13 protein-coding genes and 1 tRNA gene are annotated in these 12,011 nt (G+C 65.7%); 7 read left to right on the top strand and 7 right to left on the bottom strand.

Annotated elements, in window-relative coordinates; all coding sequences use genetic code 11:
• Positions 1 to 44: 44 nt before the first annotated feature.
• A complete protein-coding gene (locus AC4BCK_RS10280) occupies positions 45 to 980 on the top strand; it encodes an aldo/keto reductase (protein WP_174174471.1) in 936 nt (311 codons plus the stop codon).
• Between the two features lie 10 nt (positions 981 to 990).
• Here the strand turns inward: AC4BCK_RS10280 and AC4BCK_RS10275 are convergent, their stop codons facing one another.
• Positions 991 to 1,257 (bottom strand): hypothetical protein, encoded by a 267-nt coding sequence (locus AC4BCK_RS10275; protein ID WP_104187157.1) that lies wholly within the window; start codon positions 1,255 to 1,257, stop codon positions 991 to 993.
• Between the two features lie 39 nt (positions 1,258 to 1,296).
• On the opposite strand from AC4BCK_RS10275, the gene AC4BCK_RS10270 reads away from it, so the two are divergent.
• Positions 1,297 to 1,530 (top strand): DUF5703 family protein, encoded by a 234-nt coding sequence (locus AC4BCK_RS10270; protein WP_174174473.1) that lies wholly within the window; start codon positions 1,297 to 1,299, stop codon positions 1,528 to 1,530.
• Here the strand turns inward: AC4BCK_RS10270 and AC4BCK_RS10265 are convergent.
• Positions 1,527 to 2,687 (bottom strand): acyl-CoA dehydrogenase family protein, encoded by a 1,161-nt coding sequence (locus tag AC4BCK_RS10265; RefSeq protein WP_490566884.1) that lies wholly within the window; start codon positions 2,685 to 2,687, stop codon positions 1,527 to 1,529. The genes AC4BCK_RS10270 and AC4BCK_RS10265 overlap by 4 nt on opposite strands.
• 10 nt (positions 2,688 to 2,697) lie before the next feature.
• Positions 2,698 to 4,002 carry a M20/M25/M40 family metallo-hydrolase gene (locus AC4BCK_RS10260; protein ID WP_490566883.1) on the bottom strand — a complete coding sequence of 435 codons (1,305 nt, stop codon included), beginning with the start codon at positions 4,000 to 4,002 and terminating at the stop codon, positions 2,698 to 2,700.
• 171 nt (positions 4,003 to 4,173) lie between these two features.
• Here AC4BCK_RS10260 and AC4BCK_RS10255 point away from each other — a divergent pair.
• A tRNA-Leu gene (locus AC4BCK_RS10255) sits at positions 4,174 to 4,256 on the top strand.
• 279 nt (positions 4,257 to 4,535) lie between these two features.
• Here the strand turns inward: AC4BCK_RS10255 and AC4BCK_RS10250 are convergent.
• From AC4BCK_RS10250 to AC4BCK_RS10235, 4 genes are all read right to left on the bottom strand, one after another.
• A complete protein-coding gene (locus tag AC4BCK_RS10250) occupies positions 4,536 to 5,522 on the bottom strand; it encodes a metallophosphoesterase family protein (RefSeq protein WP_251420113.1) in 987 nt (328 codons plus the stop codon).
• 360 nt (positions 5,523 to 5,882) lie between these two features.
• Positions 5,883 to 6,107, bottom strand: a complete 225-nt coding sequence (locus AC4BCK_RS10245; RefSeq protein ID WP_174174479.1) for a hypothetical protein — start codon at positions 6,105 to 6,107, stop codon at positions 5,883 to 5,885.
• A gap of 73 nt (positions 6,108 to 6,180) precedes the next feature.
• On the bottom strand, positions 6,181 to 7,152 hold the full coding sequence (locus AC4BCK_RS10240; protein ID WP_364273275.1) for a glycosyltransferase family 9 protein: 972 nt from the start codon (positions 7,150 to 7,152) through the stop codon (positions 6,181 to 6,183).
• Positions 7,149 to 8,294, bottom strand: a complete 1,146-nt coding sequence (locus AC4BCK_RS10235) for a glycosyltransferase family 9 protein (protein ID WP_310110642.1) — start codon at positions 8,292 to 8,294, stop codon at positions 7,149 to 7,151. The genes AC4BCK_RS10240 and AC4BCK_RS10235 overlap by 4 nt, the downstream gene beginning before the upstream one ends.
• Before the next feature lie 211 nt (positions 8,295 to 8,505).
• Between AC4BCK_RS10235 and AC4BCK_RS10230 the strand changes: the two genes are divergently transcribed.
• The 4 genes from AC4BCK_RS10230 (at position 8,506) to AC4BCK_RS10215 (ending at position 11,966) form a co-directional block, all read left to right on the top strand.
• A complete protein-coding gene (locus AC4BCK_RS10230) occupies positions 8,506 to 8,808 on the top strand; it encodes a DUF4193 domain-containing protein (protein ID WP_066275770.1) in 303 nt (100 codons plus the stop codon).
• Positions 8,809 to 8,968: 160 nt separating this feature from the next.
• Positions 8,969 to 9,709 carry a M50 family metallopeptidase gene (locus tag AC4BCK_RS10225; protein WP_310110636.1) on the top strand — a complete coding sequence of 247 codons (741 nt, stop codon included), beginning with the start codon at positions 8,969 to 8,971 and terminating at the stop codon, positions 9,707 to 9,709.
• Positions 9,710 to 9,718: 9 nt separating this feature from the next.
• A complete protein-coding gene (locus tag AC4BCK_RS10220) occupies positions 9,719 to 10,816 on the top strand; it encodes a glutathione S-transferase family protein (protein WP_363955907.1) in 1,098 nt (365 codons plus the stop codon).
• A 40-nt stretch (positions 10,817 to 10,856) separates the two neighbouring features.
• Positions 10,857 to 11,966 carry a serine hydrolase domain-containing protein gene (locus tag AC4BCK_RS10215; RefSeq protein ID WP_251420118.1) on the top strand — a complete coding sequence of 370 codons (1,110 nt, stop codon included), beginning with the start codon at positions 10,857 to 10,859 and terminating at the stop codon, positions 11,964 to 11,966.
• Positions 11,967 to 12,011 lie beyond the last annotated feature (45 nt).

The raw sequence follows: 12,011 nt of genomic DNA, 5'->3' as shown, positions 1-12,011 counted from the left end.
CCTACGTCATAGGCAGTGCCGGTTCTGCCCGTAAGCTTGCTGCTATGCAGCAGCGTTACGTCGGCAACAGTGGATTGCGTGTGTCCGCCCTATCCCTCGGCACCATGGGCTGGGCCGGCGAAACCGACGAACAGGACGCCTCGGAACTCCTGCGCACCTTCCTTAACGCGGGCGGCCGGCACGTTGATACGGCCGCGTCCTACGGCGACGGCAGGTCGGAGGCAATGATTGGCTCCCTGCTGGGCGACGTGGTGGCGCGGACGGAGATTTCCATCTCCAGCAAAGCAGGGTTGACGACGCCGGATGGCCGGCGCGGGGTGGACACCTCGCGCAACGCCATGCTCACCGGGCTCGACGCGAGTTTGGCACGGTTGGGCACCGACTACGTGGATATCTGGTTTGCCCAGGCCTGGGACGCCAACGTTCCGCTGGACGAAACGCTGTCCGCGTTGGAATTCGCGGTCCGTACCGGCCGCGCGCGGTATGCGGGCGTTTCCAACTTCAACGGATGGCAGACAGCCAAGGCGGCTGCGGTTGCCGGGTTCCCGCTGGTTGCGGTCCAGTCCGAGTACTCGTTCCTGCAGCGCCGGCCCGAAGCTGAGCTCATTCCCGCGGTGGAAGATGCAGGCCTGGGGCTTATGGCCTGGGCGCCGCTGGGCCGCGGTGTGCTGACAGGCAAGTACCGCGGCAGCATCCCCTCCGGATCGCGGGCCGCTTCAGCGGCCGAAGCCGGGTACGTGGAGCCTTACCTGGAGGAGAAGCCGTCCCGGACCGTGGAGGCCGTATGCATGGCGGCCAAGGGCCTGGGGCGGACTCCGCAGGACGTCTCCCTCAGCTGGCTACTGTCCCAGCACGGCGTGGCCACCGCCATTGTGGGTCCGCGCACGCCCGCCCAGCTGAAAGAACTGCTGGACGCGCAGCTCACACCGCTGCCGCCCGAAATTGCCCGGGCCCTTGAGGATGTTTCAGCGCCGCTGTAAGCCCGCGGCCCTACTCCTGGACGATCTCCAGGTCCTCGTCGTCATCCACGTCGCTTTCTTCGTCCTCGTCGTCCTCGTCATCAAAGACCTGGAGCGGGGTTACCTCGTTGTAGGCCTCATAGAGCGCATCTTCATAAACTTCGAAGGCGTCTGCGACCGCAAAGAACGCCGCCTCGACGGAGGGGTCACCATCTCCGCGGCGGTTGGATGCTGCTATAAGGTGTTCTTCCATAGCGGTGGTCAAGGACTGAAGCGCGACACGCGGATCGATGCTCATGACTTCACGTTAGCCGGAAAAGGACGAAAATGGAGAGCAATGAAGGAACAATTTCTCACCAGCTCGGTCCAGCGGGAACGGGACTATTTGAGGCAGTACGAGTACCTCGTACTGACGGTCAGTCCTGATGATTCACTCCCTGAGGCACGCCGCCGCCTGGTGGAACATTCCGAGTACGGCAAGTGGGAGCTGGAGCGCAGCAAGCTGTACGTGGGCGGGGGCCGACGCTTCTGGCTGCGCCGGCGGGTGTTGCAGGTCCAACGGACGGTCTAGCCTTCCAGCGGTCCCAGCCAGGCGTTGGCAACGGTGTTGTGGGCGGACTCATCATCGGACGGATGGAACATGCCTGCCAGGACGTCGCGGTAAAGCCGCTCCAGTTCTGAACCCCGGAAATAACTCGATCCCCCGCTGACGCGGATGGCCAGGTCCACAACCCGCCGCGCAGTCTCCGTGGCGTTCACCTTCAGCCCCACCAGCTTTGGGAACCACTGCGGTCCGTGGTCCACCAGGGCGTCCACGTCCGCGGCCACTGAGGCCAGCTGAGGGTACAGGGTGTCCATGGCCATGGCCGCCTCTGCAACCTTCCAGCGGATGTCCGGATCCTGCGCGTAGCTCCGTCCGTTGTTCCTGAAGGAGGTGCGCCGTTTCACGCTCGCCACGCCCACGGCGAGGGCCCGCTCCCCCAGGCCCGTGTAGACGGCTGCGAGCAGCGTCTCGAAACAGGCGAAGACAGCGAAGATCAGCGGGTCCCTTCCGGGACCGACGGGAATCCTGCGGAAGATCCGTTCAGGCGGAACTGTGGCCCCGTCCAGGATGGTGGTGTTGGACTGGCTCGCCCGCATGCCCAAGGTGTCCCAGTCGTCCACGATGCGGTATCCGGGCGTTTCGCGCGTGATGAAGCCGTGGACCAGCTCGCCTTCCCCATCCCGCCCGCCAGGGTCCTTGCCGAAAATTCCCAGCCGGGTCCACGCCGGCGAGAGGCTGGTGAAGATTTTGGTCCCCGTGAAGGAGTATCCGCCGCCGGGCAAGGGCGTGGCCGTGGTCCGCGAATCGAAGAGGACCGCATCGTTGCCGGCCTCGGAGTTGCCGAATGCGAAGATCTCGCCCTCCGCCGCCTCCTTGAGGACGAAGCCAAGGGAGCTGTCGCCGCGGGCTTGGAGGACATGCGCGACGCCGGTCCACACCAGGTGCATGTTCACGGCCAGTGCCGTGGCTGGCGCAGCCGTTGCCAGCCTGCGCTGGCACTGCGCCGCCGCTTCGAGGCCAAAGCCCAGGCCGCCGTCGTCCGTTGGTACGAACAACTTCAGGTAGCCGGCCCCGACAAGTTCCGCAAGGTCCTCATGGAAGAACGCGTTCTCCCGGTCGTAGCCGGGGGCACGGCCCCGGATCCGCTCCAGGAGGGCGTCGGGCAGGACTTCCTCGGGGGTCATGGCGGCCCGCTCAGTAGTTGGTGAGGAGGGTGTTGAGGACCCGTGCACCGAATTTCAGGGAATCAGCGGGAACCCGCTCATCCACCCCGTGGAACATGCCGGTGAAGTCCAGCTCATCCGGCAGCATCAGGGGCGCAAAGCCATAGCCCGTGATGCCGAGCCTGCTCAGGGATTTGTTGTCCGTGCCGCCGGAGAGGGTGTACGGCAGGACCTTGGCGCCGGGGTCCTCGGAGTGCAGGGCGTCGATCATGGAGTCCACCAGGTTGCCTGCGAAAGGCACCTCCAGGGAGACATCCTGGTGCACGTAGCTGACGTCGACGCCGGTGCCGGCCAGGTCGCGGACGATCTCCAGGACGTGCTCCTGCTGGCCGGGCAGGGTGCGGCAGTCGATCAGCGCCTCCGCGGACTCCGGGATGACGTTGTGCTTGTAACCGCCTTTGAGCAGCGTGGGGTTGGTGGTGTTCTGGAGTGTTGCGCCCACGAACCGGGCCACGGTCCCCAGCTGGCTGAGCAGGACGTCCGGGTTGTCGGCGTCGAACTCCACGCCCGTGAGTTCCGTCACGCCGTCCAGGAACTGGCGGGTGGTGGGGGTCAGCTCAATGGGCCACTTGTACTCGCCGATGCGCGTCACGGCTCCGGCCAGGCGCGTCACGGCGTTGTCCGTGTTGATCTGCGAGCCGTGTCCGGCCCTGCCGTGGGCCACGAGCCGCAGCCACGAGATGCCCTTTTCCGCTGTCTGGAGGAGGTACGTCCGCTGGCCACCGATGGTGGCCGAGAATCCGCCCACCTCGGAGATCGCCTCGGTGGCGCCCTCGAACAGCTCCGGGCGCTTGTCCGCGGCGTAGCGGGCACCGTAGGCGCCGCCCGCCTCCTCGTCCGCGAAGAAGGCGAAGATGATATCCCGCTTGGGCTTCCGGCCGGTGCGGGCGAAACCCCGCAGCACGGCAAGGATCATGGCATCCATGTCTTTCATGTCGACGGCGCCGCGTCCCCAGATCAGCCCGTCCTTCAGTTCCGCGCCGAACGGGTCCACAGACCACTGGTCCCGAAGCGCCGGCACCACATCCAGGTGGCCGTGCACCACGAGGGCGCTGGCGGATGGGTCCTCACCTGCCATGCGGGTGACTACGTTGGCCCGCCCGGGGGCAGACTCGAAAATTTCGGCTTCCATGCCGACTTCCTCGATAAGCCCGGCGGCATACTCTGCCGCGGCACGCTCCCCCGGCCCCGACCCGTCGCCGAAGTTGGAGGTGTCTATCCGGATGAGTTCCTGGCAGATCCGGACAACTTCATCCTCGGGCAGGACGTCAGGCATGGAGGGCTCCTCACTGGGAAATGACTGGCTGGTGCAGCGCTGATGCACTGCCCTCAGCCTACCCACTTGGCCCGATTCGATGTTTCAGGAAAAGTCGTGTTAGAGTTTTTCTCGCTGCTTCGGAGAAACGCGAAACGCTGAAAAGCGGAAACGGTTTCCGAATCACCACCTGCGCGGGTGGCGGAATGGCAGACGCGCTAGCTTGAGGTGCTAGTCCTCGAAAGGGGGTGGGGGTTCAAGTCCCCCTCCGCGCACAAACGGAAGCCCCGGAAAATCAGTGATTTTCCGGGGCTTCTTTGTCTGTGCCTGAGGTTCCGGTTGCCGGTATACCTGGACGCGTAACGGGTTCTTCCAAAGCAGGTACTAACTACTCGTGTGCCCGCCCCACGCAGATCCTAGTGTTGTTCACGGAGCCGGCGACGAGAGCACACGCCTGAGACCACGTGTGCTCGCCCCCCAGCCGTCGCCGGCTCCACTCACCGCCCGGACTTAGTTCCCGGCCCTGCTCTTTGTGGCGAACCCCGCGTCCGTGGTCACTTCCGGATGCTGAAGGAATCAGAGAAGGTGTAGCCGTCCGCGGGGACAAGTTTCACGTCCATGCGGCTGCTGGTTGCGGTCACATCCAACGTCCCCAGGGTCGAATTGTGGTTGCCGGCTGACCAGGAGGCGAAGTAGTGCGACTCGGGATCGTCGCGATTGATTTCGCGGGGGGTCCGCCCGCCAATGCCCACGGTGATGAAGACCGTTCCCCTGCCTTGGGTCATGGAGTCACCGGTGTCCACCACGCATCTCTTCTCAACGGTTTTGACTGCCATATACTCACACCGGTCGCTGAAGCCGAGCTGGTGCGTCCGCTGGTACAGGTGCTCATGGCCGTTGAGGACCACGTCCACCTTCTTGCTGATCAGCATGTTGGTGAGAGACTCCCCCGCTGCGCAGGCATACCGTCCCATCGTGAAACAGGGAGTATGCATGGCCACCACTGTCCAGGGGATGCTCTCCGCCCGCGCTCCGTCAATCGCCTTTTCCGTCCAGTTCCACCGATCGCTGCCCTTTGAATAGTCGAGCTTGCCGGCCGAAAATTCGATGCCAGGTGAAACCACGATGATCCGCACCAGGGGTTCTTCCTGCGGCACGTCCACGAACCACTGCTCCGCGTAGTCGCCTTGCAGGCCGGGAAGCCTGTTAGGCAGGCAGGCTGCCAACTTCTTGATGTCCCCGTCAGAGCCGTCACTCTCATGGTTTCCGGGAAGCAGCTGGTACGGGAAGTCCGCTCCCAGCTTTCCGGTAACCATGTCGCAGAATTCCTGGTCGGCACCGGGTTCGTACGGGAAATCACCGAGCGCGATGTTGAAGTCCGGTTTCAGTCCGGCCACCGTGTCCAGCACCGCCAGTGCGCCCTCGCCCAGGCCGATGTCCCCGGCAGCGGTGAAATGTACGGACTTTTCCTCGGGGGACCCGCAAGCGGCCAGGACTACCAGGCCCAGGGCTGCCATTCCGGCGGCCAGCAGCTGCCTCACCGACCTCGTGCTCCGAAACATGGATGAACCAACCCCCGGGATGCGTAGTGGGTTTGTAACTTGAGGCGATCCTACCGGTGTGGTCGAGGAGGACAATGGGCGGGGGGTGCCGCCCCACGGCTGCCCTCCGGAGGCCAGGTTCCCGCCAGGTGCCGGGCCGTACCCGTCTCCCTGCTGGTCAGCGCCTGTGTGCACGGCCGTCAGGGCATTCCTGCAGTAGACGGACCAGGCGCACTGAAGGCAGCGCGGCGGATGTCAACGATTTGGTAACGGGGCTGTGTGGGCCGTCGAGGCTCCCCTTGGCCATCTGCTGGTGCCGGGACCCGCCTGTGCCGGCAGGGCCAGGCGCAGCGGGCAGCGTCACTGCGGATGTAGTGGCCGTGGGGGCGTGGTGCCTTCCGCGAGCCGCGAACCCTTGACTGCCGGCCTGTACAGGACGCGGCGCTTACCGGCCCGGCTGGCCCTGCGCTCCCGGCGCCGGGCCTTCCTCTCCGAACGGTCGATGGCGGAGAGTATTGCGAATGTGCCCGTGACCCAAAGGAACGCCGTGGACAATACCAAGGCAATTTCCAGCTCAGTGCCCATAGCTACATTTTAGGCCGTGCAGAAGGGCAAAGAGAGATGAGTCCACGCTCGATTTCGCCGCGTGCAGGGAGCTCTACAGGACGCCCAGTTCTCCCACCGCAGCCAGGACATCCTGCACGGTGACTGCCAGCAGGGCAGGGTCCGGCCGGTGGGCAAACGTGTCACCCCGTCGCAGCTCAGCCCGGGTCAGGACTATGTGCGGACCCGGGGGCGGGCCCCAGATTTCGGGCGGAGCAGGCCCAAACAGTACTACCGAAGGCGTCCCGTAGGCGGACGCCAGGTGCGCGGCCCCGGTATCAGCGGAGATCACCAGCCGGGCTGCTGCGATGGTTGCAGCGAACTCGCCCAAGCCCAGCCGTCCGGCCAGCACGGCGTGTTCGGACTGCCCGGACAGCCGGCATACCTCCAGTGCACGTTCCCTCTCCCCGCTTCCGCCCGTAAAGACGACATTGTGCCCGGCCACGGCGAGCGCGGATGCAACGGCGGCGAACCGCTCGGCAGGCCAGAGGCGGCTGCCATAGGCTGCCCCGACATGCAGAACGGTGGCTGCAGGAACGGGGCTGGGCTGACGGGGAGCATTCAGCCGGATGTCCAGCGGATCAGCTTCGATGCCGTGCCACTCCAGGAGTGCGGCCCAGCGCTCCCTCTCATGCAGCCTGTCGCGCCACGGCGGCCCGTCCCGGTGGCGGCTCCGGTGCCCGATGGTGCGCCGCGCCTGCAGGGCCTCAATCCGTCCCTGGCTCTCGGGACCACTGCCGTGCAGGTTTACTGCAACATCCACCACGCCGGGTTCCACAGCCAGCGGCTCGTCCAGGCCGTGGGTGGGCAGGAGCTCGTAGCCTCCTACCAGTCCCAATGCCTCGGACAGCCATCCCTGCGCCGCATACCGCAGCCGATGCCCGGGATAGGCGCGGCGGAGAGCCTTAAGGGCAGGCACGGCCACCAGCAGGTCCCCCAGCTTCAGTGCCCGAAGCACCAGGAGCTCCGGTCTTCCATCGCCGTGATTCCCCGGTGCGGGCTGAGCGAGGACCTCCCCGCCGCTCATGCGTCCTCCGCCGGCAGCTCGGTGGCGGCCAGGCTCCGCACGTCCTCGTAAACATCACGCACCGCAACATCGGCCACCAGGGAATCGTCGTGCGGGCACCTGGGCGCCGTCCATCCAACCTGGGTGACGTCTATCCCGCAGGAAGGGCAGGCCGTTACCCAGGATGCATGGATGCGGTGCAGGCTCCTGCCCAGCGCCGCGGCGTTGATGACGTTCCCTGCCCAAAAGATCCCTACAGTGGGGACTCCCAGTGCCTGGGCGAGGTGTCGGGGGCCGCTGTCGTTGGCTACTACTGCGGCCGCACCGGCCAGGATCGCCACAAGCCCGCCCATGTCCAGGGTCCCCGCCAGGGAACGGACGTGCGTGGAGGCTGCCTGCTCCGCGATCTGCGCGGCCAGTTCCTGTTCGCTCCCGTCCCCGACAACAACAACCCTGAACCCGTCCGCGGCGCACGCCGACGCAAGTTCAGCAAACCGCCCAACCGGCCACCGGCGGCGGGGATCCGTAGCGCCCGGATGCATCACCACCAAAGGTGCGACGCCGTCGTCGTCCATGGCGACGGCGGGACGGGCCAGTCCCGGCGCCGGCGCCAGGCGGGCCTCCAAGTCGACGGGAAAAGCGCCGGCCAGGCCGGCCACTTCCAATGCCCTGAGCGGTTCGTGCTGGTAATAGAGGTAGGGAACCGTACGCTCCAGGCTGGCGGCGTCCGCCGTCCGTGTGCCCACCGTGTGCCGGGCGCCGAGGCGAAGGAGGAACGGGTTTGAATAGCGCCCTCCGCCGTGGAGCTGGACGGCCAGGTCGAACTGCCGTCCGCGCATCTCGCGAAAAAATGTTTCCAGCTCCTCCGCGTTCTCCCCTCCGGGGCGGACGCCTTCAGCAAACGGCAGGATGCACACCTCGTCCACGGGACTTATAGTGGCGGCAAGCAGTGCCTGGTGCACGGGCGTGCCCAGCAAGGTGATTGATGCCTCGGGGTAGGCCGCTTTGAGGGCGGATATGGCGGGGATGGCAAAGACGAGGTCGCCCAGGCCTCCCCCACGAAGTACAGCGATCCTCGTCACGTCCTGGAACTTTTCCAGGACAGGGCCGACACCGGTTCCTGCCCGCCGGGAACCACCGAACTCTGCAGTGAGCTGCTCCAACGTATACCCCTTACTTATAGTGCGGAGAACGCCGCGGTACGTTGCGTCCTCCTCCGCCCTGCACCCGTGCTGCTGTGAATAAGCGCGGGCTGCTGTCCGTTCAACCCTTACCCCGCGGACGGTCAACATACTCCGGCTATTGGGGAATAGCCTCTTGATGCTGTACGTTTCATACGCGACAGGCGAACCAAAGAAAAGAGAAGCACCTAAAGTGGCAACCGATTACGATGAACTGCGCTCCGACGTCAAGGAATCGCAGGACAACTCACTCGAGCAGCTCCAGTCAGCAAATGCTCCCGACGCGCGCAGCGTTGTACTTGAGCTGGATGAGGCTGACGGGCTCGACGGCGCAGGCGTGCCCGGAGGCGAGTTCGTGGCCGAAGAGCTCGTGGTACAGGTCATCCCGCAGGCTGAGGATGAATTCACCTGCTACTCCTGCTTCCTGGTCCGTCACCGGTCCCAGATTGCTCGCCAGAAGGATGGCCACAGCTACTGCACCGAGTGCGAAGGCTAGTTAACACAGTCGACGTGGGGCTTCGGGAACGTCCGTGGCCCCACCGATCCTAAGGCACGCCCTCACATTGGCGTGCCTTTCGGTTTTTAAGCCGGCACCCAGGAGGCCCCGGTACTGTGGCGCGTATGGCACACGATGACCCGGCCGGCACCTGGTCCTGATGAACATATCCGGCGACCCCTGGAACAGACTGCTGGACGCCTTCAGCCGCGCAGACGCCCCGAGCGTGACTCTTACCGAGCTGGTACTGGCCCTGGTGGTAGCTGCAGCCCTGTCAGTCCCGCGCCGGTCGTGGAGGTATTTCGGCCTGCTGGCCACGGCAACACACGAGATGGGGCACGCGGTCGCTGCACTAATCAGCGGCCAGCGGCTGTCAGGCATCCGGCTCCGCCTCGACCATTCAGGCACCACCACAACCTATAGCCGCAGCAGGCTCGCCAGTGCATGGTCCTGCTTTTGGGGGTATCCGGTCCCGGCAATCGTGGGTGCTGCCTTTGTCTGGTGCGGGTTCAACGGCTGGGGTCCGGCCGCCATCATGGCCGGCGGCCTGGCCCTGGCTGCCTCGCTGCTGTTCCTGCGCAATCTTGCGGGCATCCTCATAACCGTCACCGCGATGTCAGCGTCGGTGCTCCTGATCCTTCTGGTACCGGAGGCATTCGTAGGGCATGTGGCCGTCATCCTGGGGGTGGCACTGCTGGTGGCCGCCGTGCGCGACCTGATCAAGCTGGCACACCTTCACCTGCGCCGGCGGGAACGGCTGGCCAGCTCTGACGCCTACCTGCTGTGGCGCGCTACCTCAGTCCCCTCAGGCGTCTGGATCATCCTTTTCGCGGCCTTGGTGGCGGGCTCCTGGCTGTGGGCCTGGCAGCCCATCTCCACAGTCCTGTATGCGGGAGCATAGGCTGGTCCCATGAGCCAGGAAACGGACACCACCCAGCAGGCCACCGTGGTGGGCGGCGCAGAGCACAGTACCCGCGGCGCCTATGTCACCGGTGGAGCGGAATTCAACCGTGATACCAACTACATCGAGGACCGCATCACCAAAGATGGCTCCCCGGGCAGCAATGGCGAGCCCGGCTGGCCCGTGGAGGCGGGCCGCTACCGGCTGATCGCCGCACGTGCCTGCCCCTGGGCCAACAGGACTGTCATCGTCCGGCGCCTGCTTGGACTGGAGGACGCCATTTCCCTGGGACAGCCCGGCCCCACCCATGATGCGCGGTCGTGGACCTTTGACCTCGATCCGGGGGGCGTGGACCCGGTCCTGGGTATCGAAAGGCTCCAGGATGCCTACTTCACACGTTTCCCTGGCTACCCGCGGGGCATTACCGTCCCGGCAATCGTGGACGTGGCCAGCGGCGCCGTGGTGACCAACGATTTCCCCCAAATCACCCTGGACTTCGCGACTGAGTGGACGGAGTTCCACCGGCCGGGGGCGCCGGACCTGTACCCGGAGACTCTGCGGGAGGAGATCGACCAGGTCAACAAGCGTGTGTTCACCGAGGTCAACAACGGGGTATACCGCTGCGGCTTTGCTGGCTCCCAGGAAGCCTACGACGCCGCCTACGCCCGGCTGTGGTCGGCACTTGACTGGCTGGAAGACCGGCTCTCGGGGCAGCGCTACCTTGTGGGCGACACCATCACGGAAGCGGATGTCCGGCTGTTCACCACGCTGGCACGCTTCGACGCCGTTTACCACGGCCACTTCAAGTGCAACCGCCAGAAACTCAACGAACTGCCCGCCCTCTGGGGCTACGCCCGGGATCTCTTCCAGACCCCGGGCTTTGGGGACACCATCGACTTCGTGCAGATCAAGCAGCACTATTACATCGTCCATGAGGACATCAACCCCACAGGCATCGTTCCTGCGGGCCCGGACCTGAGTGGCTGGCTGGAAGCCCACGGCCGGGAAGCACTTGGCGGCCGTCCCTTTGGAGACGGCACGCCGCCCGGACCAGTCAGGAAGGGCGAGGAAGTGGAGCCCGGCCACGGGGCTGCTCCGGAATCGTAGGGGCAGCATGCGGTAAGCGCTTTCCGGCTAGACTTGCGCCATGCAGACATCACACGGCTTTGTGGCGCCCGGATATGGCGGTGTCCTTGAACTGTTCGACTCATTTCTTCGCGATGACCCGAAGTACAGCGCGCAGCTGGCCGCGTACAGGGACGGTGTCCAGGTGGTCGGGCTGTCCGGGGGGCCGGAGATGGCTCCGGACTCCGTGACAGGGGCGTACTCCTGCTCCAAGGGGGTGGCCGCCATGGTGATCGGACTGCTGGTGCAGGACGGACTGCTGCACCTGGACCAAACCGTGGCCCACTACTGGCCGGAGTTCGGCGTACATGGAAAGGACCGGCTCCTGGTCCGGCAGGCCTTGTCCCACCAGGCCGGGCTTATGGGGGTTGAAGGCGGCTTCCCCCTGGAAGAGTTCACCACTCCGGCCGCCGCCGCCCGGCTCGCCGCAGCGGCCCCGGCCTGGGAGCCCGGCAGGCAGTTCGGCTACCACGCGCTCACCATCGGGATCATCATGGAGGAACTGTGCCGCCGCACTGCCGGAGAAACGCTGCAGGAGGTGTACGAGCGGCGGATCCGGCGTCCGTTCGGCGTCGACTTTTTCCTCGGACTCCCGGCCGAACAGGAATCCCGCTACCGGAACGTCCTCTACTCGGCCGGCCCGGAACAGCCCTGGCTGGATCCGCTCAGCCTTGAAGGCCTGAACAGCAACGCCCCCGTAAGCACCATCATGGAACTCCCCAACATCCGCGCTGTCCGGGCCGCAGGAATGTCCGCGGCCGGAGGGGTGGGAACCGCTGAAGGCCTGGCCCGCCTCTACGCCGCGGCCACCACGGGCACCAACGGAGGGACACCGTTCCTCAACGCAGCGACAGTCGACCTCATGTCCCGGGAACAGGCGTGGGGGCTTGACCGCTCCTCCGGGCTGGACAACGCGTTCGCCGTTGTGTTCATGAAACCGCACCCGTCGCGCAACTTCGGCAGCCACCGTGCGTTCGGGCATGAGGGGGCCAACGCCGCCCTCGGGTTCGCGGACCCGGTCTATGGCCTGGGCTTCGGTTACATCCCGCAGCGGCAGGAGGACGGCCGGACACCTGGCCGTGCACACCGCCTGGCCGCTGAAGTACGCCGATCGGCGGCGGATTTGTCCTGAACCGTCCTGCGCCCGTGCCGCCGCGGACGCCTGACCAGCAGCTTT

The organism is Pseudarthrobacter sp. As-47 (assembly GCF_058215595.1).
This window is presented reverse-complemented; position numbering and strand designations above follow the sequence as displayed.